At 48.8% G+C, this 24,848-nt stretch carries 23 protein-coding genes and 1 tRNA gene; 9 read left to right on the forward strand and 15 right to left on the reverse strand.

The genetic code is table 11. The features are described 5' to 3' along the window. Positions 1–100: 100 nt before the first annotated feature. A complete protein-coding gene (locus J0A65_RS11910; RefSeq protein WP_206594412.1) occupies positions 101–781 on the reverse strand; it encodes an SIMPL domain-containing protein in 681 nt (226 codons plus the stop codon). Here J0A65_RS11910 and J0A65_RS28075 point away from each other — a divergent pair. Next, entirely contained in the window at positions 780–1,217 is a 438-nt protein-coding gene (locus J0A65_RS28075) for a hypothetical protein (protein WP_232849910.1), read from the forward strand. The two genes, J0A65_RS11910 and J0A65_RS28075, sit on opposite strands and share 2 nt — an antisense overlap. Here J0A65_RS28075 and J0A65_RS11920 read toward each other — a convergent pair. After that, a complete protein-coding gene (locus J0A65_RS11920; protein WP_206594414.1) occupies positions 1,167–1,844 on the reverse strand; it encodes a response regulator in 678 nt (225 codons plus the stop codon). The genes J0A65_RS28075 and J0A65_RS11920 overlap by 51 nt on opposite strands. A gap of 87 nt (positions 1,845–1,931) precedes the next feature. Next, entirely contained in the window at positions 1,932–3,875 is a 1,944-nt protein-coding gene (gene acs / locus J0A65_RS11925) for an acetate--CoA ligase (RefSeq protein WP_206594415.1), read from the reverse strand. 239 nt (positions 3,876–4,114) lie between these two features. On the opposite strand from acs, the gene J0A65_RS11930 reads away from it, so the two are divergent. Beyond that, a complete protein-coding gene (locus J0A65_RS11930) occupies positions 4,115–5,272 on the forward strand; it encodes a DcaP family trimeric outer membrane transporter (RefSeq protein ID WP_206594416.1) in 1,158 nt (385 codons plus the stop codon). A gap of 98 nt (positions 5,273–5,370) precedes the next feature. Here the strand turns inward: J0A65_RS11930 and J0A65_RS11935 are convergent, their stop codons facing one another. The 8 genes from J0A65_RS11935 to thrS form a co-directional block, all read right to left on the reverse strand. Further along, a complete protein-coding gene (locus tag J0A65_RS11935) occupies positions 5,371–7,746 on the reverse strand; it encodes a PKD domain-containing protein (protein WP_206594417.1) in 2,376 nt (791 codons plus the stop codon). A gap of 126 nt (positions 7,747–7,872) precedes the next feature. Then, the gene (locus J0A65_RS11940; protein ID WP_206594418.1) at positions 7,873–10,179 is read right to left on the reverse strand and encodes a TonB-dependent siderophore receptor; all 2,307 of its coding nucleotides are present in this window, start codon (positions 10,177–10,179) and stop codon (positions 7,873–7,875) included. Between the two features lie 90 nt (positions 10,180–10,269). Continuing rightward, positions 10,270–11,244 (reverse strand): FecR family protein, encoded by a 975-nt coding sequence (locus tag J0A65_RS11945; protein ID WP_206594419.1) that lies wholly within the window; start codon positions 11,242–11,244, stop codon positions 10,270–10,272. Next, entirely contained in the window at positions 11,237–11,743 is a 507-nt protein-coding gene (locus J0A65_RS11950; RefSeq protein ID WP_206594420.1) for a sigma-70 family RNA polymerase sigma factor, read from the reverse strand. The genes J0A65_RS11945 and J0A65_RS11950 overlap by 8 nt, the downstream gene beginning before the upstream one ends. Before the next feature lie 191 nt (positions 11,744–11,934). Beyond that, positions 11,935–12,291 carry a 50S ribosomal protein L20 gene (gene rplT / locus J0A65_RS11955; RefSeq protein ID WP_102795354.1) on the reverse strand — a complete coding sequence of 119 codons (357 nt, stop codon included), beginning with the start codon at positions 12,289–12,291 and terminating at the stop codon, positions 11,935–11,937. Positions 12,292–12,310: 19 nt separating this feature from the next. Next, a complete protein-coding gene (rpmI, locus tag J0A65_RS11960; protein ID WP_102795353.1) occupies positions 12,311–12,508 on the reverse strand; it encodes a 50S ribosomal protein L35 in 198 nt (65 codons plus the stop codon). 85 nt (positions 12,509–12,593) lie between these two features. Then, positions 12,594–13,136 carry a translation initiation factor IF-3 gene (infC, locus tag J0A65_RS11965; RefSeq protein WP_206594468.1) on the reverse strand — a complete coding sequence of 181 codons (543 nt, stop codon included), beginning with the start codon at positions 13,134–13,136 and terminating at the stop codon, positions 12,594–12,596. Between the two features lie 17 nt (positions 13,137–13,153). Beyond that, positions 13,154–15,070: a threonine--tRNA ligase gene (gene thrS / locus J0A65_RS11970; protein ID WP_206594421.1), complete on the reverse strand. Its 1,917-nt coding sequence runs from the start codon at positions 15,068–15,070 to the stop codon at positions 13,154–13,156. 145 nt (positions 15,071–15,215) lie between these two features. Here thrS and J0A65_RS11975 point away from each other — a divergent pair, with 145 nt between their 5' ends. The 7 genes from J0A65_RS11975 to J0A65_RS12005 all read left to right on the forward strand — a co-directional run bounded on the left by J0A65_RS11975 (position 15,216) and on the right by J0A65_RS12005 (position 23,233). Continuing rightward, positions 15,216–15,899 carry an START domain-containing protein gene (locus J0A65_RS11975; protein WP_206594422.1) on the forward strand — a complete coding sequence of 228 codons (684 nt, stop codon included), beginning with the start codon at positions 15,216–15,218 and terminating at the stop codon, positions 15,897–15,899. 56 nt (positions 15,900–15,955) lie between these two features. Then, positions 15,956–16,816 (forward strand): fructosamine kinase family protein, encoded by an 861-nt coding sequence (locus tag J0A65_RS11980; RefSeq protein WP_206594423.1) that lies wholly within the window; start codon positions 15,956–15,958, stop codon positions 16,814–16,816. 56 nt (positions 16,817–16,872) lie between these two features. Further along, entirely contained in the window at positions 16,873–17,598 is a 726-nt protein-coding gene (locus tag J0A65_RS11985; protein ID WP_206594469.1) for a pteridine reductase, read from the forward strand. A 21-nt stretch (positions 17,599–17,619) separates the two neighbouring features. Further along, positions 17,620–17,820 (forward strand): CPXCG motif-containing cysteine-rich protein, encoded by a 201-nt coding sequence (locus tag J0A65_RS11990; protein ID WP_206594424.1) that lies wholly within the window; start codon positions 17,620–17,622, stop codon positions 17,818–17,820. 6 nt (positions 17,821–17,826) lie between these two features. Continuing rightward, positions 17,827–18,816, forward strand: a complete 990-nt coding sequence (locus J0A65_RS11995) for a DUF3080 family protein (protein WP_206594425.1) — start codon at positions 17,827–17,829, stop codon at positions 18,814–18,816. Between the two features lie 139 nt (positions 18,817–18,955). Continuing rightward, on the forward strand, positions 18,956–20,119 hold the full coding sequence (locus J0A65_RS12000; RefSeq protein ID WP_232849912.1) for an efflux RND transporter periplasmic adaptor subunit: 1,164 nt from the start codon (positions 18,956–18,958) through the stop codon (positions 20,117–20,119). A gap of 9 nt (positions 20,120–20,128) precedes the next feature. Further along, positions 20,129–23,233, forward strand: a complete 3,105-nt coding sequence (locus J0A65_RS12005) for an efflux RND transporter permease subunit (RefSeq protein WP_206594427.1) — start codon at positions 20,129–20,131, stop codon at positions 23,231–23,233. 35 nt (positions 23,234–23,268) lie between these two features. Here the strand turns inward: J0A65_RS12005 and J0A65_RS12010 are convergent, their stop codons facing one another. The 4 genes from J0A65_RS12010 to J0A65_RS12020 form a co-directional block, all read right to left on the reverse strand. Continuing rightward, the gene (locus J0A65_RS12010; RefSeq protein WP_206594428.1) at positions 23,269–23,646 is read right to left on the reverse strand and encodes a SpoIIAA family protein; all 378 of its coding nucleotides are present in this window, start codon (positions 23,644–23,646) and stop codon (positions 23,269–23,271) included. 59 nt (positions 23,647–23,705) lie between these two features. After that, positions 23,706–24,059: a GNAT family N-acetyltransferase gene (locus tag J0A65_RS12015; RefSeq protein ID WP_206594470.1), complete on the reverse strand. Its 354-nt coding sequence runs from the start codon at positions 24,057–24,059 to the stop codon at positions 23,706–23,708. A gap of 27 nt (positions 24,060–24,086) precedes the next feature. Further along, a complete protein-coding gene (locus J0A65_RS27675; protein ID WP_269814661.1) occupies positions 24,087–24,212 on the reverse strand; it encodes a hypothetical protein in 126 nt (41 codons plus the stop codon). Between the two features lie 350 nt (positions 24,213–24,562). Further along, positions 24,563–24,654 (reverse strand) — tRNA-Ser (locus J0A65_RS12020). Positions 24,655–24,848: the final 194 nt, after the last annotated feature.

Genomic DNA, 24,848 nt, shown 5'->3' on the forward strand with positions numbered 1-24,848 from the left:
AGGTACTGCTAAATACCTAAAAATAAAACCCCTTTGTTGTATCAGTTTGCCAAGAACAATAAAGGGGCCATTAAGGCCCCCTTGCTTGATTAATCGCAGGTTATTGAATTAATTCAAACTTAACCTGAACTTGTGCGTCAATATTCATCTCACCGGCCATACTTCCGCTACTGTCTTTCATCATCATACGTGACTCCAGCATCATAGGAGCAGGTTGATAATTAGACGCTTCGCTAACAGACAACACCTTCCCCACCTTAGCGCCCAAACTTTTGGCTAGCTTTTCGGCGCGCAGCTCAGCATTTTTAACCGCTAATTCCAAGGCACTTAAATAAAGGGCTTGCTGGTTTTCAACATTATGCTGAAAGCCGTCAATACGGGTGGCGCCCAGTTTAAGCACCCCATCGAGTACTTTGTCATATAAATTAAGTTCCCGCAGACTGACACGGATCTGTCTGGCCAATACAAAACCTTTTTGCTCTGAGCCTTTCTCGGTATGTTCGTACCAAGGATAAAGCTGAACATGTAAAGACTGGATATCCCGCTCTTTCACTCCCTGCTTTAGCAAAAAGTTCACCAACTTACTGGTTTTTTCACTTACCTCGGCGTTGAGTTTGGAGACAACCGGCCCCTTTTCTTCAACGTATAGACTGAACTGAAATAAATCAGGTACCGCACTGACATTTGCCTGCCCCACCACACTAATAGCATTTTCCGGCTCTTGGGCCACAGCAGACAGAGACGCACCAGCCAACAGCAATACAGCGATCAATTTTTTCATGCAAATTTCCTTGGTGTATGAAATTGACGTCAGTATCCGCTGTCAGCCTGAACCAGGTATGAACTTAATCTGGCTAAAGACTACTTTGATTGAAATAGACAGCCGCGCCCGCTACAAAATTAACCTGTATGTGGCGGCCATCTTTATTGCCCCAGATACATTCCCGATTGGCAACCAGGTCCTCACAGCGATCGGCATTGCCGAGTATTTCCACGACATCACGGTAACTCATGCCAGCTTTCAATTGGTCGTAGTTGGACATAGTGAGCTTGGAGCAGGCGCTAAGCGCCAGGAGTGTGAAAAGCGCGATAACCCGTTTCATAGGCTTTCCTTTTGTGCTGTTGTATCCATTCATATAGCACAAAATTCAAAGACTAAGTGGGAATTAACCGTTCTTGCTTACCTCTTCCTGTGTGCCTTTACCTGGTGGTTCTAATTGCAGTTTTTCGGCCAACAGTACCGCTTGAATCCGGCTGTATACATCTAATTTACGGAAAATTGCTGTTACATGCGCCTTGACCGTAGCCTCAGTGATACCAAGCTCGTAGGCAATTTGTTTATTCAACAGGCCATTGTGAATTAAATACAATACTTTGTATTGCTGCGGGGTTAAATCCGCGACTTTCTGCGCCAAGTCGCGATCTTCATCACTAATTTTTTGGATCTTGTCGCGTAAGGCTTCCGGAACCCAATTGTCGCCTTCCAAAATGCTGTTTATGGCTGCAGCGATTTGTTCTGATGAAGATGATTTAGGGATAAAGCCCAAGGCGCCGAAGCCCATCACTTTAGACACCACTTCAAGACTTTCACTACCGGATATCACCGCCACAGGAACAGTTGGAAAATCCTGTCTGACCCGAATAAGGCCGTACAGATCACCGGAACCCGGCATATGCAAATCCAGCAACACTAAGTCCACATCGTCGTGTTCACTAAGTGCTTTCAACGTGGAATCCAATGAATCGGATTGAACCAGCGATAATGCAGGAAATTTCAGTTGCAGTGCACTCCCCAAAGCTTCTCTGAACAAAGGGTGGTCATCAGCAATCAAAAACTTAGCCATGGTGACTCCATTATGACAAGTAACAAAAGGCCGCCTGGCGGCGGCCTTTGACAGTGTCCGCTATTTTTGCTGCAGACACCAGTTGAATCAGCGATTCAAACGCTTATCAATCAGTGAGTCCACCACTGATGGGTCTGCCAGGGTCGAAGTATCTCCCAGGTTTTCAAACTCATTGGCGGCGATTTTACGCAAAATACGACGCATAATTTTGCCAGAACGAGTCTTCGGCAGACCATGTGTCCATTGAATAAAATCAGGCGTTGCAATGGGACTGAGGTCGTCTCTTACCCATTGACGTACTTGCTTGGTCAGTTCCTCAGTAATTTCCACCCCATCGGTAGGCAGCAGATACACATAGATGCCCTGCCCTTTGATGTCATGGGGATAACCCACTACTGCAGCTTCTGCAACAGCCGGATGGCCAACCAACGAGCTTTCAATCTCAGCGGTACCGAGACGATGACCAGAAACGTTCAACACGTCGTCAACACGTCCGGTAATCCAGTAATAACCATCTTCATCCCGACGCGCGCCGTCACCGGTAAAGTACAGGTTGTCATAGGTGCTGAAGTAGGTCTGCTCAAAGCGGTCATGGTCGCCCCATACGGTTCTTGCTTGTCCTGGCCAGGAGTCCTTAATCACCAGGTTACCTTCTGTTGCACCATCCAGGAACTTACCTTCGGCATCAACCAAAGCGGGCTGAACACCAAAGAAAGGACGTGTGGCTGAACCAGGTTTAAGATCTGTTGCACCCGGTAGAGGTGTGATCATTATGCCGCCGGTTTCGGTCTGCCACCAGGTATCTACGATTGGGCAGCGTTTGTCGCCAATCTTGTCGTGGTACCACTCCCAGGCTTCAGGGTTAATAGGCTCACCCACACTGCCGAGCAAACGCAGGGATTCGCGGCTGGTGCCTTCGGCAGGGAAATCCCCTTTCGCCATCAGTGCACGAATAGCCGTTGGTGCGGTGTAAAGAATATTAACCTTATGCTTATCCACCACCTGCGCCATACGACGCACATCAGGATAAGTCGGCACACCTTCAAACATCAGAGAAATGGCGCCATTGGCAAATGGACCGTAAACGATATAGCTGTGTCCGGTAATCCAACCCACATCGGCTGCACACCAGTAAACATCGCCGGGTTTGTAGTCAAACACATACTCATGGGTCATGGATGCATAGACCAGATAACCGCCCGTAGTATGTACCACGCCCTTAGGCTTGCCAGTTGAACCAGAGGTATACAATACGAACAGCGGGTCTTCAGCGTTCATGGCCTCTGGCTCGCAGCTTGCCGCACAGCCAGCAACGGCATCATGCCACCAAACGTCACGGCCTTCTTGCATCAAGGTATCTTCCTGCAGCAATTGGCAAACGATGACGCTTTGGATGCTGGATGTACCGTCTTTTTCCAGCGCTTTATCGACATTGGCTTTAAGCGGAACCTTGTTCCCTCCGCGGCGACCATAGTTAGCTGTAATCACCAACTTGGCCTGGCAATCCTCAATTCGGTCAGCGATAGCGTTAGGTGAGAATCCACCGAAGATAACCGAATGCACGGCACCAATGCGCGCACATGCCAACATGGCATAGGCCGCTTCAGGAATCATCGGCATGTAAATAATAACGCGATCGCCTTTGTTAACGCCTTTAGCCTTCATAGCGTTAGCCAGTTTGCATACTTCATCATGCATTTGCTGGTAGCTGATGGTTTTATCAGAGGCAGGGTCGTCACCTTCCCAGATAATAGCAGTAGCGTCTGGGTTGGTTTTCAGATGGCGGTCAATACAGTTGTAGCTTGCGTTCAATTGCCCATCGGCATACCAATTAATATTAACATTTCCGCGGGCAAAGCTAGTCGCCTTGACCTGACTGTATGGTTTGATCCAATCCAGTCTTTTGCCCTGTTCAGCCCAAAACCCTTCGGGATCTTCCACTGACCATTTGTACAACCGCAGATACTCTGCATTGTCGGCATGGGTGGCCCGATGTGGATAGGATGAAACAGGATAAGTAGCATGCGACATTGTCAGATCTCCATGTAATTTTCGTTGCAATACTAAGGAGCCGGCCCGGCTAAAGTATTAGACCATAGTCGTAAAACATATGATTAACACTGAATTAAAACAGGCTTTACACCCCTTTAACAATAAGATTCTCGGCGTTATCCGTAATTCTTCGACCTTAGTCGCTTAGACCATGGTCTGATTGAGCACTTTGTCCGACTGAACAATTGTTAAGCAGACTTTGAACACGAGGAACTGCAATGAAAAGCATAACGAAGAGTCCCCTTGCCTACTTAATGAGTGCCCTACTTTGTACAACTGCCGCTCAGGCGTCAGTATTAGAAGACACCAAATTCACCTTTGGTGGCTACGTTAAACTTGATGCCATAGCGAGCCAGTATTCTGACGGTAGTTTGCCATCTGGTAACCTTGGACGTGATTTTTATATCCCAGGCCTCACACCTGTTGGCGGCAATGATGAAGGTACCGCCTTTGACATGCACGCCCGTCAAACCCGCTTTAATTTCTCATCCAAAACTGCCCTGGAAAACGGCAAGACACTATCAACCAAGATCGAGTTGGATTTCATGGCCACACCTAATGGTGACGAAAGGGTCAGCAACTCTTACAGCCCTCGCTTGCGTATCGCCACTATAGAGTATGATGGATGGTTGTTTGGTCAGACCTGGAGTACCTTCCAGGACGTATCCGTATTGCCAGAGAGTCTTGACTTCATCGGCACCACTGACGGTACGATCTTCGTGCGTCAAGCCATGATTAGATATAGCCACGGCGGTTTTCAAGTGGCTATTGAAAACCCTGAAACCACAGTAACACCCTATGGTGGTGGTGGACGTATAGTCACTGACGATAACTCAGTACCTGATTTGGTGTTACGCTACACTCATAAAGCCGATTGGGGTCATGTGTCTGGTGCCGCCCTTATCAGGCAGTTAGCCTATGACAATGGCACTAATATTGACACAACCGAGACAGCCACTGCATTTAGTGTCTCTGCCAAGTTCAATCTTGGTAAAGATGACATAAAGGTGATGTATAACCTAGGTTCAGGCATGGGGCGCTATTTGGGTATCAACGCCGCCAACGGCGCTGTGTTGAATGCTAACAACGAACTAGAAGCTATCGATTCCAGCGGTGGTTTTGTCGCCTATCGCCACTGGTGGAATGATCAATGGCGTTCAACGCTGAGCTACTCCTTCTTCGACGCTGACAATGATCTAGCGCTGACCGGTACAGGGGTAACAGAAACCACCAACAGAATGGCGGTCAATGCAATCTATGCACCCACTAAAGCACTGAGTTTTGGACTGGAATACTCTCACTCCACCCGTGAGCTGGAAAATGGTCTGGACGGCGATATGGACAGATTGCAGTTTTCAGCTAAGTACGCGTTCTAGGCGCTCTCTGGCCTAAACGCCTTTTGCCGGCGAAAGCCGGCATTTTCTATTCAATTTAAGCCGGGCACAGAGCCCGGCTCTTGCTTTGTGCCTTAGTACTATTCGCAAATATCCACGAACAGGGTTTTTGTGCCGTTACCATCATACAGATGTTCAAACTCGGTGCTGCCATTGAAGGTAAAGCGACTATTCAGTGATCTAAATATGGCCGGTGCCAACAGTTTAGTTTTAATATTTGGCGCATCACGGCTAACGGACAGGATCATTTGGGATTTAACCGCAAAGTCAGTGCTGTCGCTGCCACGGCCCCTGAGTAAGGTCTGATAATTATCTGATGTAGCGTTATCACAAAAGCGCGCTTGGAAAATCACCTCTTGAAAAACCGCCACCTTCTTTACGCCTAAATTAACCACATTGCTGGAATCCAAGGTCACTGGAAAGTCTTGATATCCATTTACCAAGCTGAACCCGACCCGCACACCAGGTTCCCAATCGCCTTCAGAGGGGCGATCAAAGGACAGACGATACTGACCAGACTTGTCGGTATAGGTTTGGTAAAAACCGGTATAGCCCTGGCGAATTTTAATGTAATTGGTTGCCACACTTACCCCGCTAACCGGCTGATTCGCTTCGTCCAGCAAAATACCTGTTAACTCTAGCTGATCAGGTAATGTCTCAACGGCCCTTACAACAAAGGCCGTTTCGGTAGTTTTCAGCCCATCACTCACTGTCAGAAACACACGGTAACTGCCGACATGTTTGGGACTGAAGTGAAAGTTTTCACCGTCTAGCTGACTCTCAATAATTTGCTGTGTCGCTTCCTCGAATACACGCCAGTTGTAGCTGAGTGACTGCCCTTCGGGGTCGTAACTGATAGCAGCGTCAAAGCTCAAAAGCTCACCCACCAAGACATTGCGCTCATTTTGCCCAGCCATACGCGCAACAGGCGGCAAATTGTTATCCGCAACCAGTAAAATCGTAGCAGGGGCCGATTGCCCCTGATTGGTGGTGGCCATGACTTGGAGCAAATATTCCCCGACCAAATCGGTCTTAATGTTCAAGGTGCGCAGGCTTTTTCCGTCCAATTGCGCATTGGCACCCTCGGGCTGTTTCAACAGATGCCAGGTAAAACGTACCGATTCATCTTCCACGTCGCTAAAGGCATGCAGGCTGGCCCATTGATTTACAGTGACAGAGGGCGCAGTGGTCGAAATACGTACCGTCGGCAAACTGCTTTGGTGTAACTTGAGCACTTTTATAAAGGCTGCTGAGTATTGTTTTTGGTCATAAACCCGCAGTTGCAGCTGGTATTCTCCGGCCATATTGGCATTAAATACCGGCGCATCGGCATTCGAGCTGTCCAGGCTCCATACACTCTCTGCCGGACTACTTAACACACGCCATTCATATTCCAGATTATCCCCGTCAGGATCGCTGGCCTGGCTTATCAGCGCGATATTCTGGTTAGGTTTCAGGGCACCGCCGCCGTTACCAGGGGCAAGATCAAATGAAGCCACTGGTGCGCGATTCTCATTTGTTACTTTAATATCTACGCAATCCGTATCCTGGTGTTTACCGTCATTTACGGTCAGGCACACCTGGTAGATTGCCAGGGCATCAGGTTCAAACGAAAAGCTGGGCAAGTTAGCAGGGTGAGGCTGAGCCTTTGCCCCTTTTACCTGCCACTGATAACTTAGGACATCATTATCAGCATCAGTACTCAGGCTTGTCAGGGTTAAACTGTCCCCCACCCAAAGCTGGGAAAGATTGCGGGTATCAATCTTTGCCTGCGGCGGCACATCGCCTGCTTTATGGATACTGATCCGCTGTTTAACCTCGCGTTTAATAATGTTGCCCAGTTGCATCGACAACATAATGTCATAGTCACCTACCACATCGGCCAGAAATTGGCTCTGGATCTGCTGACGCTTTTGTATACTGGCCAGACTGCCCGCTGGTTTGGCAACCAGGGTCCAGTTGTATTTTGGGGTCACCTGGTCGCTGAGCATATGCGTGAAAACCGCCTCCAGCTCGACGACGTCGCCTACCTTCGCGGCTTTGGTAGTTTTGATGGACAAGCTGTGGCGCTGACTTTGGCTCACCTCCAATAGCACTTTTTGACTATTGGTGGCGCCCTGACTGTCTGTCACTGTCAGCGTGATATGGTATGAACCCGCCTGCTGAGGATTAAACTCAAGCACTGCCTGGCTGGCGTCTGCCGGGCTCCAATCCTGACCACCTGCATCCTGAATTTTCCAGTGGTAGCGCAGAGTGGACTGTTCAGGATCCTGGCTAGCACTTGCATCAAAACGCGCCAATTCGCCCACTTCCACACGAGTATGACTAGTCACCAGATTGGCTACCGGCGGCTGATTAGGACGCACCTCTATCGCTGGCGCGTCACCACCACTTCCACCACAACCAGAGAGTAAAACAAAAATGGAGGTGGCAAGCACCTTAAGCTGGGTATTCAATTGGACTTCCTTATTAGCTTCAATTTCACACTTCGCCTCTGAATAATCGGGCCGTGCGAATAAATTGACAGCGACATTGCTGTTAATAAGGAAACGAGTGAGTGTGGTTAAGCAGCCAAATTTTTTTTAAAAATGTTGATCAAAGGTGATAGCGACTTGCCGCGGTGCGCCGTAGGCAGCCCAGCCACGAACGAGATCCACACCATCAAAGTAGCCCTTATCCAGCACATTTTTAACACTCAGGGTCAGTGCACTGTCTCCGTTGATCTGCCATGTGCAATAAGCATTGAGCCGCCAACTGGCAGGCTGAGTAACTTCGACCCTATTGCTGTCAATAAAGGTTCTGAGCAGATAATGTTGCCTGGACTCCCCTTCAATGGCTGCGCCCAGCGCCAGATTCAGCCTTGTCCAGGGTAAGGCGTAGGCCAAATTGGCACGATACAAGGTATCAGGAAATTGTACGCTGAAATTGTCCATCGGCTGCTGTGAATGTCGACGCGCGTAAGCCATATTGACTTGCACAGCCTGGCCTTGATAGCGAAATTCCGCTTCCCACCCAGCCTGGTTGGCGTAAGTGAGGTCAGGGGCCAGGCCAAACTTCTGCGGCCGGCTCTGATACGCACTCAGACTAAACTGGCCCTTACGCTGCCATAAATCAGCTTTCATCCCCAATTCAGAAGAAATATGCCGGGTCGGCAACAAGCCAATATTTAACATGGACAGGTAACCACTGCGAAAATCCACGATATCGGTATAGCTGGCATAAAGTTGTATATCACCTATGGCCTGACTGATACCCAGATACAGGTTGTTGTACTGGCTTTTGTCTTTGTCTGTCTCACCAAAAAAAATGCTGCTGTCAGCTGCATATTGGCTGTGATTACGCCGCACAGACACGGATATTTGGGTGGACTCGCTGAGCCTGATAAGACTGGCCAGTTTGATGCTATCCACCTTAACGCGCAGGTCATTGATATAGCTCGCCAAGACGCTATCAGGGACAGGCTGGTCACGGTTGAGAACCTTAAAGCTGCCAGGCTGCATCACAAGCTGTCCCTGATAATCCATTTCATTTAAATGCTGCAGACTGCGACTGTAGGTACTACTGGCGGTCAGGCTGATACTCACAGGTAGCGAGTAAAGCTCCAACTCGCCATCCAAACTCAGTACACTCTTATCCGCTTTGTAATGAAGCTTTTGCTGATAAGCCCAATAGCTTAGTGACAGGCTCTGACGGTCAGGAAAGCTATCAAACTCCTGAAACAATATATCTGATTTTTGTCTTGCCTTACTCAGGCTTAACCTCACCCGCCAGACTAGATTCAGTTGATGTTCCAGCAATAGATGAGAGAAAGCCAAGCGCTGCGCCCCGCCCGACCAGCTTGGCCAGAAATTGGTCGACAGTGGTCCATCGTAAGGACTGAGATCAGCATATAGTAAAGGCCTTATCTTTGACCGCTCCTGCTGCTTGTCATGTTGCTCAATATGATAAAAATCCAACGTGGTGGCATCACTGAGCTGCCAAGTCAGCCGCCCATAGCCACCACTGCGTATATTCCGAGAGTACTCTGCAGCATCCTGTTGCTTTTGATCTACCATCACCAGTCGCCCCGTCAGTCCGCTAGGGGCTAACAAGGTTCCGCCAAGGTCGGCGCTTAATCTGCGCGACAGTAACTCTCCATACCCGGCAGATAGGTCTAAAAAGCGGCTGTCACTGGCCGGTTTTGGTAGTAAATTCACCGACGCAGAATTCACCCCGTTGTCCTGCTGGATGCCGTTGGTGCCACGGTTGATTTCAAACAAATCAAAATACACCGCATCCAGCTCTGACACCGCAAAGTTGGACTCCGCGAAAGGCTGCCCATCAACCAAAAAAGGATTCAACAAGTTACCGCGAGCGCGGAACTCCCGGTTGCCAGTAATGGCATTGGAGGTACTGTATATGCCCGGCGATGCGCGCAGCACTTCACCCAGATCAGTTTGGCTAAAGGATTGAAATGCCCTGGGGTCTACCAAAGATACCGTTTGTGGGGTCTGTTTAAGGCTTTGCGTTATGCCTGAGGATTGGCTTGTGGCTTCCTGCCAGTCAGGTAACGGGGTAAAAAGGGCGGTATGTTTATCTGGCAGCGAAAAGGTCAAACGGATTTCGGTTGGAGCCCCAGGCTCGCCAGTTGAGATCTTGTCACTCTGAATGACAAAGTGCGCCTCCCCCACTTGTTGATAACGAAGACCGGCTTCTGTGACCACTTTTGCCAGCGCCTGTTCGGCGCTCAGCCTTAAGGTGAAACCACTACAGGATTTATCCGCAATCAAACGACTATCCGCTGAGATAAAGACGTTCGCTCTTTGTGCAATAGCAGTCAGGCACTGTCTAAGATCGCCTTTTTTTAACTCAAATGCATAATACGGCTCAGCCCTGACCTTGCTGGCCATAATAAACGCTAAGGCCGCAGGTAGCAGCCTAAGTATAAGTCCGGGCTTAGATGAATGAGGGCGCACAATAGATAGACTTGGTTTGCTGCATTATGCCAGGGCGATTTGAACCCACCATGGCCCCACTTTACTCACCTTCACTGGCAAGCTGCTCGCCAGCATTTCCAAAGCCTTATCACTATCAAAAGCCGGAAATACACCGTCGATGTTAAGCGCCTGCGCATCAGGTTCAACCCGGATAAACCCCTGTCTGTAGCGATTAAGCTCTGATGCAAAAGCCTGTAGCGACATGCCTTGTGCGATAAGTTTACCGTCTCGCCAACCGGGCAAATGCTTCACCGTGCCAAGAGCTGAAAAACCGTTTTCTCCCCAGCTTATTTGCTGGCCAGCCTGCAGGGTTTTTGATGTAGTTCGCCCGTGGAAAATCGCCTCTCCCTGATAAACAGACAGCTCACACCCCTCTTGGTGTTGATACAGATTGAACTGGCAGTGACCGGACTCAACGGCCAATGGCTGATCCTGCCAATTTGTACTAACTTGTAAGGCGCCTTCACCAACGCGACCAGCATGTTCAACAAACACCTCCCCCTGTAACAGCACAATTTGATTGCGCGTATCGGCAAGATTGACGTCTACTGCCGAGTTGGTGTTTAGCCACAGCTGAATGTGTTGGGCTAACGGGAACTGGGCAGATTGTCCCACCGGTACGCTATAATCGGCAGCCATCTGATACCAGGTAGACTTAGCAAAAGGTGTTCTGGCGGCCAGGTAGGTCATAAATGACACGCCAAATAGCGCTACACACTTGAGCACTGCGCGCCTTGACACTAAAGGTTGCTGTAAAACACTGTGCAAAGCCGGATTTTGCTGCTGATGCTGATTAAACTGCTCAAAGGTGCTGTGCATATCCAGCACTTTCTGCCAGGCAGATTGATGTTCAGGGTCCGACAACCAGTCTTCAAACTGTAATCTGGTTTCGGCGTCTGGCTGCTGTTCGCGCAGTTCAACAAACCAGTACGCAGCTGCTTCCAGACTTTGCTTTGGCATCGACGATGTATTAGTCAAGATGATGTTCTTCCCTGAAACTGGTTAGTCGCACTATGGCCTGAGCCAGATAATTTTTAACGCTGCCAATAGAAATCTTGTCCCGCTCGGCTACTTGCTGGTAAGTAAGGCCCTCAATCTGTACAGCAATAAAGGTACGTTTTATTTTTCGAGGTAAACGCGACAGCAACTGATCCACTTTCACTATCACATCAATGATAACTTGCTGTTCAGCTACATCAGGGATGCACTCAGGTGCCAACAGCGCTAAGCTTTCCATGTAGGCCTGTTCAATTTGACGGCGGCGCCATAAATCAATGCAAAGGGAGTGGGCGATGCGGCTTAAGTAGTGGCGACCACCCATCACGTTATCGAAGCTAAGGGGCTTTCGCAGCAAACGTTCAAATGCATCTTGCGCCAGATCGGCCGCGTCTTCAGGGCAACGTAGTTTGCGAACCAGTAGATTTTTCATCCAACCGTGGTGAGCACGATAAAGTTGCTGAATGTCTGGACGATTCAATTTCCTTTTCTCCGGCCTTCCTGCTTTCAGAGACTTTCACTATTTGATTTGCGCCGTATTATGCGCTGGTTCAGCAAATGAAGACAAGGCGTCAAAGCACCAGTTAACGAGAGATATGTAAGCAAATAAAAAAAACGGGAAGCATCCGGCTTCCCGTTTTCCTGAAAGAACTCAAGCTTAATAGTTAAATATTAAGCCAATGCGCCTTTGGCAGCATTTACCAGTGCGCTGAAAGCGGCTTTGTCATGTACAGCGATGTCAGCCAGGATCTTACGATCGATTTCGACAGACGCCTTCTTCAGACCGTTGATGAAACGGCTGTATGACAAACCATTCTGACGGGCCGCAGCGTTGATACGTGCAATCCACAGTTGACGGAATTGACGCTTACGCTGACGACGGTCACGGTACGCGTACTGGCCGGCTTTGGTAACCGCCTGTACGGCAACGCGATACACCCGTGAACGGGCTCCGTAGTAACCTTTGGCTTGCTTCAGTACCTTTTTATGACGGGCACGTGCAATAACACCACGTTTTACTCTTGCCATGTTTCAGTCTCCTTAAAGCTTAAGCGTACGGCAACATGCGTTGGATCAACGCAGTATCCGAGTCATGGGCCAGTTTCTTGCCACGCAGGTGGCGCTTACGCTTAGAGCTCTTCTTGGTCAGGATGTGACGCAAGTGAGACTGCTTGCTTTTAAAGCGACCGGAAGCAGATTTTTTAAAACGCTTCGCGGCACCGCTGTTGCTTTTCATTTTAGGCATTGCTAAAACTCCGCATTGTTTAAGTTACAACCAAGTAGTAAGGCGACTTTGACGCGCAGTCATCAAAGCACTTGATGAGCCTTACTTACCGTTTAGTGGGGGCCATCACCATGATCATCTGTCTGCCTTCCACCCGGTTAGGGAAAGACTCGCAGTTGGCAAGGTCCTCTAAATCACTTTTGATACGATTCAGAAGTTCGATGCCAATCTCTTGGTGAGCCATTTCACGTCCGCGGAAACGAACCGTGACTTTGGCTTTATCACCCCCTTCAAGAAAGCGACGCAGGTTGCGCAGTTTGACCTGGTAATCGCCTTCATCAGTGCCAGGGCGGAATTTAACCTCCTTGACCTGAATTTGCTTCTGCTTTTTCTTCTGCTCTTTCTGAGCTTTACTCTTTTCGAAGATGAACTTGCCGTAGTCCATAATTTTACAGACCGGCGGCTCAGCATTAGGGCTAATCTCAACCAGATCCAACTCTACCGCAGCAGCTGACTCCAGTGCCTGGGCAAGTGGGACAACACCAAGTTGTTCACCCTCCACGCCAATCAAACGAACTTCTTTTTCTCTTATATCTTCGTTAATGCGGGCTTTCGCTGAATCTTGGCCCCGAGTGTTAGCGCCTTTAATATGTTCTTCCTCCGAAATTATTCGATAATCTTGCTAGTGACCTGTTGTTGGGCCTTGTTAATAAACTCCTCAAGGGAGAATTTGCCCAGGTCTTCGCCTTTCCGAGTCCTTACTGCCACCTCGCCAGCTTCCATTTCTTTGTCGCCGACAACCAACATATAAGGAACACGCCTTAGAGTGTGCTCGCGGATTTTAAAGCCAATCTTCTCGTTTCTCAAGTCAGACTTTGCTCTAAAGCCAACTTCTTGTAACCTTTTTGCCACATCGGCGGCATATTCTGCCTGATTATCGGTAATATTCATTACCACCATTTGCATGGGAGCAAGCCACAACGGGAAGTATCCGGCGTATTCTTCGGTAAGTATACCGATGAAACGCTCGAGCGATCCCAATACCGCACGGTGAATCATCACCGGCACTTTACGCTCGCCGTCTTCGGCTACATAAGTACTACCCAAACGACCCGGCATAGAGAAATCCAGCTGCACGGTACCGCACTGCCAGGCACGATCTAAGCAATCGTGCAAAGTAAACTCAATTTTCGGACCATAGAACGCCCCTTCACCGGGCAGATACTGGAACTCAATGCCTTTACTGTCCAGTGCTTCGGCCAGCGCTTTCTCGGCTTTATCCCAGGCTTCCTCAGACCCCACCCGTTTTTCAGGGCGAGTGGACAGTTTGACTACGATCTTTTCAAAACCAAAGGTTTGGTAAGTTTCGTAAATCATGTCGATACAGCCACCCACTTCACTCAGCACCTGCTCTTCAGTACAGAAGATATGTGCATCGTCCTGGGTAAAGCCGCGCACACGCATCAGACCATGTAAGGCGCCTGACGGCTCGTTACGGTGACAGCAACCGAATTCCGCCATACGTAGCGGCAGGTCGCGGTAAGACTTTAATCCCTGATTAAAGATCTGTACGTGACCAGGACAGTTCATGGGCTTAATCGCATAAATACGTTTTTCCGACTCGGTAATAAACATGTTTTCCGCGTATTTGTCCCAGTGACCGGATTTTTCCCACAGCGTACGGTCCATCATCAATGGGCCTTTTACTTCGCCGTAGCTGTAAGTGCGTAATTTTTCGCGCACAAACTTTTCCAGCTCAGTGTAGATAGTCCAGCCATCGTTGTGCCAGAACACCATACCCGGTGCTTCTTCCTGCCAATGGAACAAATCCAGTGCCTTACCAATTTTACGGTGGTCGCGCTTTTCGGCTTCTTCCAAACGCTGTAAATAAGCTTTGAGCTGTTTTTTATCCGCCCAGGCCGTGCCATAAATACGTTGCAACATCTTGTTGTCGCTGTTTCCGCGCCAATAGGCACCGGCCACCTTCATAATTTTAAAGTGCTGGCAAAAACGCATGTTAGGTACATGCGGGCCACGGCACATATCCACATACTCTTCATGGTGATAGAGGCCAGGAGTATCATCACGGCTGATGTTCTCATCCAGGATTTCAATTTTGTATGACTCGCCGCGCGCAGCAAAGGCATCGCGCGCTTCCTGCCAACTCACCACTTTCTTAACCACGTCGTAGCTGGTGTTCGCCAGTTCCTGCATACGCTTTTCCAATTTATCCAGGTCGTCCTGGCTCAGCGCATGCTCCATATCCACATCGTAGTAAAAGCCGTTATCAATAACCGGGCCGATAGCCATCTTCGTGTTCGGCCACAACTGTTTAATCGCATGTCCCAACAAGTGCGCACAAGAATGGCGCAGAATTTCCAGGCCTTCATCATCCTTGGCAGTGATAATCTGCAGGGTCGCGTCGGTGCTGATAAGCTCACAAGCATCAACCAAACGGCCATTAATGCGACCGGCGATGGTGGCTTTGGCAAGACCAGGACCGATGTCATTGGCGACATCCATCACGGACACAGGATTATCAAATTGGCGTTGGCTGCCATCAGGAAGTGTAATTACAGGCATGAAATTTCCTTAACAGTGGTGACACAAACCAAGCGCCACTTGTTGGTCAAAAAAACAAAAAAACACCCTCGATGGGTGCTGTCTATTCAGGCTTAGGGTCTGCTACCATCAGACCAGTGGCAACTATATCTATTTCATACCCCGGATGCAATTTTCAATCCCTTTGTTGGCCTGTTTGTTTTTTCTCAGCGTGCCGTTGCGCGCCGATTGCGAATTTTCGGATAGCAGTTGGCAACAAGTAAAGTCAAAACAACAGGTTGAGTTATACCGCCGTAAAACTGACTCGGCGGTGAATGATGTAATGGCAAAGACGATAATCAGCAGTGATTTAAGTGCATTTATTCTGCTATTACGGGACACTGAACAAGGCCCAAACTGGATAGCCAACGCCACACAAATCACCTTGCTGGAACGCCCACAATCAAACCAGGACCTGGTGCATAGCGTTTTTAATGCCCCTTGGCCAGTACATGACCGGGATTTGGTAACCCTATCCCACTACGAACAAGACCCTGATACCCTGGTGCTGACCCTTACCGTAGAAGACGCCTCCGATGCGCTGCCAGGAATCCTGGGCATAGTCAGGCTACAAGGGGTATGGGCTCGCTGGACGCTGACGCCCTTACCAGCAGGTCAACTGGCGATCTGTTATCAGGGAAGTGCCGATGCAGCGGGCAATGTCCCCCATTGGCTGGCCAATCGCATGCTACTGGAGGGTACCTTTAAGACCTTTGTAGCGCTACGCAAAATACTTGTCACTCCCGCCTACCAAAATAAGCCATTGAGAGATATCCGCGAACCCTCAGAAAAAATCCCAACCGACACTTAACAATTCTTCGGGCTGTTCCATACTAAGGAAAGTGTCAGACAACCGGTTATCCGAGCATGTGGCATTTTATCAGTGAACAGATTAGCGAAAGATTGGGGCAGGATTTTGTCTGTGATGATATACGCCAAATTCATCAACAATTTCATACCCGCAGTTTTCGTGTAACGGATGGTCGTCAGCGTTACTTTATCAAGGTGGCTGACGCCATCGCTCTACCTCGACTGGAATGCGAAGCACAAGGCTTAGACCGGCTGCGCATTGAGGAAAGCATCAAGCTGCCTCACGTGATTTGCTCAGGTCGGGTATCACAATACAGTTTTCTGGTACTTGAATACCTCAATATGTCAGAGGGTTCGGTTGATTTGTGGTTTCAGTTTGGCCAGGGTCTGGCCAAGTTGCACCGCGCCAATATGCAAGAACAGTATGGCTGGGATGAAGACAACTATATAGGCGCAACTACCCAGCCCAATACCTGGCAAAAAAAGTGGTGTCAGTTTTTCGCCGAACAACGAATTGGCTATCTGCTACAGTTGCTTTGTGAAAAAGACGTTCTCAAGGTACCCATTGATAAAGTGGTAACCTCCATTAAGCAGTTACTTGCTGGCCACTGCCCTCCTGCTTCACCACTGCATGGCGATCTCTGGCAGGGCAATACGGGTTTCTGGAAAACACAACCGGTGATGTTCGACCCGGCCTTTTATTTTGGTGACAGAGAGACAGATATCGCTATGACGGAATTATTCGGGCGGTTTCCTGAGCCTTTTTATCAGGGCTACCAAGAAATCTGGCCACTGAGTCCCGACTATCAATATCGCAAGCCCGTTTATCAGCTGTATCACCTGCTTAATCATGCTCTGTTGTTTGGTGGGCAGTACATCCAAACGGCAAAACTGCACTTGCAACATCTGGACAACTAGGCTGGAGCTAAACTAAAGACACCGGCATACTGATACTTCTATTACGGTCCGGAATTCTGATGGAGAAGGTAGTTTTTATCAGCGGCAGTGCCAAACGCCTGGGAGCGGCCATTGCTCGAGCATTACATCTGCGTGGCTATAACGTGGTACTGCACTGTTTTGGCTCTTACCCCGAGGCAATAGCGCTTTATCAAGCATTAAACCTCGCTCGCCCAAACAGTGCAGAGTTGGTGCAAGGTGACCTGACTGAGATCACCGAACTGGAGGGATTAGCCTGCAACATTCTCGCTAAGTTCGGCCGTTTGGATGCAGTTATCAACAATGCCTCCAGCTTTTTCCCTACACCGGTGAGCGACATCAGCCTTCAAGCTTGGCAAGCCCTGATTGGCAGCAATATGCAAGCGCCGCTGTTTTTAAGTCATTATCTGGCCGATGAGCTGAAACGGTGCAAAGGCACTATTATCAATATGGTAGATATTCATGCCTTGCGACCACTCGCTGGTTATAGCCTGTATTGTATGGCCAAAGCCGGATTAGTCAGTATGACAGAATCTCTGGCCATCGAACTGGCACCCGAGGTAAGAGTCAATGCCATTGCCCCTGGCGCCATTCTGTGGCCCGAGGAGATAGAAGAACAGCAAAAGCAGCAGATCCTTAGCCAGATACCGTTGGGGCGCCTGGGTCTAGAGCATGACATTACGCATGCTGTCGAGTTTTTACTTGATGCCGGTTATATCACCGGGCAAATTCTCAAAGTGGATGGTGGACGAAGTTTGACGTGACGCGGTTCAATCGGAGGTAGTATGAAAATTAAAACAGTGAACATCCAGTGTCCCCATTGCGGGCACTTAATGCATCTAACCTTGGATTACAGCCAAGGTGATCAGGATTACTTTGAAGATTGCAGTAACTGCTGCAATCCCATTCATATTAGAATGCGGTTGGATGAAGCTAATCAGACGCTGTCGTATAACGTTGATGCAGACGACGAACAATATTACTGAATTTTCATGAGACTGGGATGTTTGCGTGTGCCCGGGTTGTTTGTCGGTTTGTTTTTACTTATGGCCTGTCAACCTGTATTGCAACGGGAGCTGGATGAATACGCCAGTCGTCTCGGCAACATAATCCAGCAACGCCCACCTGCTTTCGAATCGCCTCCGCCACTGAGTTTACCTGCCAAACAGTCTTATCAGCCAGTTGAAGTGAGCATCAACCTAAGTGAATTCTATGCCCTGCGACATTGCCGTTTATACAGCTTAGTGGCAGAGCGAAACACCGCTCTTGGCAAACTACAGGGATTATCACAACGTTATATTTATGAACAAAAGCTGCTAAGTGCTATACAAGAGTGTCTGATCAACACCAGTGACCCAGATTTGATAACCCGGCTTAGCGAATGGCAAGCAGCTAAATATCAAGGGGTTATTCCTTTATGGTCGGCCTTGCTGGATGCCAATGAGCTTCGCAGCAGCCTGGCAGGAACCCGGCAGCAACAGATTCCGGAAACCGCTTTACTGGATAGTAGCCGCACAGCACTAGACTACCTGATAAGCATTGCGCCGCAATCCAACGGCATTCAAAGTGAACAACTAGAGCAACACTTACAGGTTCTGCATCAGGGCCAATTACCAGCCAGGTGGTTTCAGACTCGACGCATACTGACTGCTTACCTGCAAACGCTGACACCCTGGCTGGAGTCACAACCAATCAGTTGTCACCGAACTGAAACCAGTGAATACCTGCGTAATGTATTCGCCCTGTTTTTCATTGAAAAAATTCAACCTATTGCCGGTCAGCTTGCGCACTATCAATATGAATTGGCCCCGCGTCTACAACAGTTATATGCCCATGGCCCAAAGTCAATGCAAGACTGGCTGGCCGAACGGAACGCTGAACAAAGGGCCTTCGCATTGGCATTGCAGTCCCATGTAAGTTGGTGGCAAGCACTGTTCAAGCAATGTAAATTAAGCTTACCGTCTCACCGCCATACCCCTTAAAATTACTCTGCTACTCAGCCAATACGTTGGTTTCTTTCACTTTTTCATAATCACTTCTAGTATTGTACTGTTCCCGTCATGGCATGACGGCAGCAACAATAACAACAAGCCGTAGATTATGTTTATCGGGGAGATTGCCATGAGGTGTTTGAGGTTTCGCACATCCTATCCTTTCGTCATTCTGCTGACTTTGCTACTCAGCGCTTGTGACAAGCAACCATCAGCTCCTGCAACCTCCCCCTTACCTTCGGTCACCGTGTATGCCATTGAAGTACAGGATGTAGGTAACTATCGCGAGTTTGTCGCACGTACTGAAGCCTATCAGGAGGTTGACCTTTTAGCCCGGGTTGCAGGAGAACTGATCGAACGCAACTTCGATGAAGGCAGCTTTGTTGAACGAGACCGCTTGTTGTTGCGTATTGATCCAGCCGAGTACCAGTCGGGCGTCGCTCAGGCAGAGGCAGACCTGAACAGTAAAGTTGCCGCGGCGGAAGGTGCAGAGCGCGATCTGAAACGTGGCAAGGATGTCGCAAAGCAGGGTTACATATCCCAATCTGACCTGGACAAGCTAACCACTATGGCCTCCCAAGCAAGAGCCGGCGTAGAAGCTGCCAAGGCCGCCTTAGATAAAGCCAAACTCAACCTAAGTTACACCGAAATTCGTGCGCCATTTTCCGGCCTGATCGGTAAGGTAACCTACAGCACAGGTAATGTGGTTGGGCCACAAAGTGGCCCCCTTGCCACTCTCACTGCTATTGACCCTATTTACGTTAGCTTTCAAGTCGAAGAAGCGGATTATATCAGCTACCGCCAGCGTAACAGTCAAACCCAGCAAAGTCCGGCACAAGCACCTTTCGAACTAAAACTGCGACTGCCGAATAATACCGAGTATGGCCAAACCGGCACCCTGGATTTTGCCGATACTAAAATTGACCAAAGTACGGGTACTGTTGAATTAAGGGCGTTCTTTGCTAACCCGGAACAGATCGTGATGCCTGGTCTGTTTGTCACCCTGATGGTGGAAAGTAAAGACAAAAGCCAGTTAGCAATGGTGCCTCAGGCTGCAGTACAAGAAAGCCAGCAAGGCAAGTTTGTGTTAGTGGTTAATAGTAATCAGGAAGTCAGCCGTCGCTCGGTCAGTCTCGGCCGCCGTATTCACGCCATGTGGGCGGTGGAATCGGGCCTAAATGCCGGCGACCAAGTGATCATTGAAGGGCTGCAAAAAGTCAGGCCCGGCATCTTGGTGCAAAGTGTGGTGAAACACGTCGACCCCGTCACGGGTGTTGTCAGCGATAAACCATGAGGCTGGCCTATGATCAGTAAAACCTTTATCCACCGGCCCAAGTTTGCGCTGGTTATATCCATTGTTATTACTTTGGCCGGTTTAATTGCCCTAACCCAATTGCCGGTCAACATGTACCCGCAAATCACCCCTCCCCAGGTGCAAATTAGTGCTGTCTATCCCGGTGCATCAGCGCAAATTGTTGAAGAGTCCGTTATTAGGCCGATTGAGGAAAAGGTCAATGGCGTGGAAAACATGATGTACATGGAGTCTACAGCGTCCAACAACGGCACAGCAAATATCACCATTTACTTCAAGGTTGGCACTGATACCGATATTGCTCAGGTGAATGTGCAAAACCGGGTGGCGCTGGCTGAAGCTGGTTTACCTGAAGAAGTTAAACGCCAAGGGGTGTCAGTTAAAAAGCAATCCAGCAATATGTTGATGGGTGTGACCTTATATTCAGATAACCAAGACTTGGATGCGATATTTCTCTCCAATTACGCCACCAACTATTTAACCGAGCCCTTGGGCCGTTTAAAAGGTGTAGCGGCTGCAACCGTGATGGGTGAAAAAACCTATTCCATGCGGATTTGGCTAAACCCAGACAAGATGACAACATTAGGTATTACCGTTAGCGACATTCGCCAGGCGCTGGGTGAACAAAACACCATAGTCGCCGCCGGTAAGCTAGGGGCTGCTCCCGCCACCACCGGACAGCAATTTGAATACGCTATTCAGGCCAGAGGCAGATTGCAAAGCCCGGAAGAGTTTGGCCAGACGATCATCAGAGCAAACCCGAATGGAAATTTTGTGCGTCTGCGTGATATTGCCAGAATTGAGTTGGGCTCTAAAGACTATGCCATTGAAGCCAAACTTAACCAGCAAGACACTGCATTTCTGGTGATATATCAGCTGTCAGAAGCCAATGCGACTGAAGTCGCTGCACTGGTTAAGGCAAAAATGACCGAACTCAGCAAAGCTTTTCCTGAAGGTTTGCACTACTCCATACCATTTGACAGTACAGCCTTTATTGAACGCTCTATTGACGAAGTGGTAGCCACTTTATTTGAAGCTGTGGCCCTGGTTATTCTGGTCGTGTTCCTGTTCCTGCAAAACTGGCGGGCCACCATTATTCCCTCTATTGCCATTCCCGTCTCGCTAATTGGTACATTCGCCTGCATGCTGGCACTGGGCTACAGCATTAACACCATTACCTTGTTTGGCTTGGTACTGGCTATCGGCATCGTGGTCGATGATGCCATTATCGTAATTGAAAATGTTGAGCGTATTTTAAAAGAAGAACAGTTGCCGGTGAAAGACGCCGTAACTAAAGCCATGCAGCAGGTCACAGGGCCAATAATTGCGACCACCCTGGTGTTGCTGGCTGTATTTGTGCCAGTGGGTTTTATGCCAGGTATCACTGGCGAGCTGTATAAACAGTTTTCTGTCACTATTTCCTGCGCAGTGCTGATTTCCTCTATCAATGCCCTGACCCTCAGCCCAGCGTTGTGCACCCTATTACTAAATAAGGACATGCATCCAGTACGCTGGCTGGCATTTTTTGAACGCGGCATTTTATTTAGCACCCACCATTACCAAGGGATGGTACAACAGATCCTAAGACGGGCTGGACGTATGGGTCTGTTTGCCTTGCTATTGTTTGGTACGACATTGTGGCTGGTAAAGACAGTTCCCACTGCCTTTGTTCCTGGTGAGGATCAGGGTTTTGTGTTTGTTGACGTTCAACTACCCGATGCCGCTGCGAGCAAACGCACCCTGGATGTGATGGGTAAAATTGATGGCATTGTACGTAAGGAACCTGCCGTTACGGATTTTATCGCCGTGTCGGGTATTTCTTTGCTTGGTGGCGCTGCCTCTAACAATGGGCTGGGGATTGCAGTACTGAAGGATTGGGAAGAACGTAAAGATTCGTCTCTTGGGCTACAGCAGTTGATCCCAAGGTTGATGGGGCAACTTTGGAGCCTGCCAGATGCCCAGATTATGGTATTCAACCCGCCGCCCATCCCTGGCCTCGGGGCCAGTTCGGGCTTTGAATTTCGCCTGCAGGATAGTGAAGGACGCGACCCGGTTGCTCTGGCACAAGTCATGAACGGACTGATCTATGAAGCCAACCAACGCCCTGAATTGACCAGCGTATTCAGTACCTATAGAGCGAATGTACCGCAATATTTGCTAGAGATAGACCGTAATAAAGCCAAGGCTCAAGGCGTTGCATTGAATGATATTTTCCTGACCCTGCAAGCCCAACTAGGGTCCTTATATATCAATGACTTCAACCAATTTGGCCGCACTTACAAAGTCATGATACAAGCCGATGCTGCCTATCGTACACAGGCCGCTGATTTGCAACACTATTATGTGCGTAATACCCAGGGGGATATGGTACCACTAACCACACTGGCATCATTACAGCCGATACTGGGGCCAACCAGTATTCAGCATTTCAATCTATACCGCAGTGCCAGTATCAGTGGCCAGGCCAATACTGGTTATTCCAGTGGTCAAGCCATTGCGACTATGCAAGAGCTGGCTGAAGCATTGCCCACCGGATACACCTACGAATGGGCTGGACAATCCAAACAAGAACTGGAAGCTGGCAATATGGCCCCCGTTTTATTTGGCCTGGCAGTGTTGTTTGTCTATTTGTTTTTAGTCGCCCAATACGAAAGTTGGAGCATTCCATTTTCGGTAATTGCCGCCGTTCCGTTAGCGTTACTCGGCGCTATGCTGGGACTCTTTACAGTAGGTCTTGCCAACAATATTTATGCGCAAGTGGGGCTGATATTGTTGATTGGTTTGTCTACCAAGACCGCGATTTTGATTGTGGAATTTGCCATGGAGCAACGAGCTCAGGGCAAGAGTATTTATGAGGCTGCATTGAACGCAGCGAGACTTAGATTTAGAGCGGTTCTCATGACAGCCCTATCCTTCATACTCGGCGTTTTGCCTTTAGTATTTGCCAGCGGCGCCGGTGCCGCCAGCCGTGTGTCGCTAGGTCTGACGGTCTTATGCGGTATGATTGCTGCGACCTTACTCGGCACCTTGCTGGTTCCATTGTTTTATCAGTTGGTACAGCAACTAAGAGAGCGTATCAAAGGGCAGAATAGTTAGGTTACGCATAACCAATATTGCTCGACGAGTTTAACTTAACGGTCTAGCAGCCATGCCAAGGCGTCGCTTTCTTCTTCAAAGTAACGGGCTTCGCCACCAATAAACCAACTGCCTAAACGAGTTAGCAGTGCCTGTATACGGTTGTGCCCAACCACAGCGATTCGGTTAAAGGCATTACCGTGTTTATAACCCAACTGAAAGTCGTCCCAGGCCGCCCTCAATTCCCAGCCCTCGAAGTCCCTGGCATCTACCAAAGCATTTATCTTAGGCTTAGTTAAACCGGCTACGGCTTGCTCTAACATAGGGGTTAAAAGTTGGTAGTCATCATGAGTCAGTTTTCCCCAAACCCGCAGCGTCATAAATACGTTTTCATCGTGCCTTTCAAGCCCGATGGCCATACCATGTCTGCTCATTCCTGTTCCTTATCAAGCTAGGTACTTAAGAATAATAGGCGGCACAGAAAGCCGCGAGTTTATAAGGGCAGTGCCATCACCTTTATGCCAATGTCTTGAAGATCCGTTTGAAAAGACAATTCACCCAGACATTTGAAGCGCTCACGAGTGTAAAAACGTTCACCCTGTATATTAGATTTCTGCACATCCAACCATACAAACGGCTCTTCTCTTCTACGCGCCTCCTCAACAACTTCGCTAAGCATGGCTTTGCCATAACCTCTGCCTGTTGTTCCGGATAGGAAATAAATCTTCTGTAGCTCAGCACCAGCTAGCTGGCGAATTGGATCCAGCCTTCGCCAGTTTACCTTGGCAAAGCCCTGCACTATGCCCTGCTCTTCCAGTAGCCACCATGTGTGGCAGGGTGAAGACAGACTCTGTGCAACGGTATCCTCAGCGAATTACTCGGCTAAGTAGCGCTCAAGAGCAGACGGCGACCAAATATCAGCAAAGTGCTGTCGGTAGCTCTTTCTACCAATAGCTTGTACCTGAGTAAGATCTTCAATACTGGCCTGCCGAATTTGCATCTTTCTTCCTCATTATTAACCCAACAGCTAGACGTAATTAAAAAGTCCCCTAAGGCCACTAAAATCTTCAAATCAAGACTAAATAGCGTAATAAACCCATTTAGAACAAGTCAAACAAGGTCAACTTTGCCAATCAGGGAAATAAAGTTAATTAATAAAATGGTGCACATGCTGCGCTGAACACCGCCAGAGAAACCTTTAAAGGAAACACCTGAGATTTAGTGCTATGCGTTATGGGGAAACTAGGGACTAGTGTACCTTTGTGCTTACGCCAAGCAGCCAATAACGGCTGCACCAAACGCACAAAGAAAAAGGCCCCGTTCTTTCGAACGGGGCCTTTTTCTTATATATGGCGGAGAGCGAGGGATTCGAACCCCCGGAAGGTTTAACCCTTCGCCTGATTTCAAGTCAGGTGCATTCAACCGAGCTCTGCCAGCTCTCCAAGTGGCGTGCATACTAATGAGCTTTTGATGCCTTGTAAAGGGTATTTTTCCTTTAAATTACTGAATGATGACACTTTGACCACTTTGCTCTAATAAACAGCAATCCGGCGCAATCCAACCTCGTCACATCCGGAATTTCTTGAAAATGGAACTAAAGCCCATAAAAATAGCCAAAGAAATCAGCTAGTGTTTA

Origin of the sequence: Bowmanella yangjiangensis (genome assembly GCF_017255015.1) — a bacterium.
Taxonomy (GTDB): domain Bacteria; phylum Pseudomonadota; class Gammaproteobacteria; order Enterobacterales; family Alteromonadaceae; genus Bowmanella; species Bowmanella yangjiangensis.

Excerpts from the sequence above, each read along its gene's own strand:
- J0A65_RS28075 (WP_232849910.1), top strand. The coding sequence starts at position 780 with ATGCAAATTTCCTTGGTGTATGAAATTGACGTCAGTATCCGCTGTCAG.
- J0A65_RS11910 (WP_206594412.1), bottom strand. The coding sequence starts at position 781 with ATGAAAAAATTGATCGCTGTATTGCTGTTGGCTGGTGCGTCTCTGTCT.
- J0A65_RS11920 (WP_206594414.1), bottom strand. The coding sequence starts at position 1,844 with ATGGCTAAGTTTTTGATTGCTGATGACCACCCTTTGTTCAGAGAAGCT.
- acs (WP_206594415.1), bottom strand. The coding sequence starts at position 3,875 with ATGTCGCATGCTACTTATCCTGTTTCATCCTATCCACATCGGGCCACC.
- J0A65_RS11930 (WP_206594416.1), top strand. The coding sequence starts at position 4,115 with ATGAAAAGCATAACGAAGAGTCCCCTTGCCTACTTAATGAGTGCCCTA.
- J0A65_RS11940 (WP_206594418.1), bottom strand. The coding sequence starts at position 10,179 with ATGGCCAGCAAGGTCAGGGCTGAGCCGTATTATGCATTTGAGTTAAAA.
- rplT (WP_102795354.1), bottom strand. The coding sequence starts at position 12,291 with ATGGCAAGAGTAAAACGTGGTGTTATTGCACGTGCCCGTCATAAAAAG.
- rpmI (WP_102795353.1), bottom strand. The coding sequence starts at position 12,508 with ATGCCTAAAATGAAAAGCAACAGCGGTGCCGCGAAGCGTTTTAAAAAA.
- thrS (WP_206594421.1), bottom strand. The coding sequence starts at position 15,070 with ATGCCTGTAATTACACTTCCTGATGGCAGCCAACGCCAATTTGATAAT.
- J0A65_RS11975 (WP_206594422.1), top strand. The coding sequence starts at position 15,216 with ATGCAATTTTCAATCCCTTTGTTGGCCTGTTTGTTTTTTCTCAGCGTG.
- J0A65_RS11980 (WP_206594423.1), top strand. The coding sequence starts at position 15,956 with ATGTGGCATTTTATCAGTGAACAGATTAGCGAAAGATTGGGGCAGGAT.
- J0A65_RS11990 (WP_206594424.1), top strand. The coding sequence starts at position 17,620 with ATGAAAATTAAAACAGTGAACATCCAGTGTCCCCATTGCGGGCACTTA.
- J0A65_RS11995 (WP_206594425.1), top strand. The coding sequence starts at position 17,827 with ATGAGACTGGGATGTTTGCGTGTGCCCGGGTTGTTTGTCGGTTTGTTT.
- J0A65_RS12000 (WP_232849912.1), top strand. The coding sequence starts at position 18,956 with ATGAGGTGTTTGAGGTTTCGCACATCCTATCCTTTCGTCATTCTGCTG.
- J0A65_RS12005 (WP_206594427.1), top strand. The coding sequence starts at position 20,129 with ATGATCAGTAAAACCTTTATCCACCGGCCCAAGTTTGCGCTGGTTATA.
- J0A65_RS12010 (WP_206594428.1), bottom strand. The coding sequence starts at position 23,646 with ATGAGCAGACATGGTATGGCCATCGGGCTTGAAAGGCACGATGAAAAC.
- J0A65_RS27675 (WP_269814661.1), bottom strand. The coding sequence starts at position 24,212 with ATGCAAATTCGGCAGGCCAGTATTGAAGATCTTACTCAGGTACAAGCT.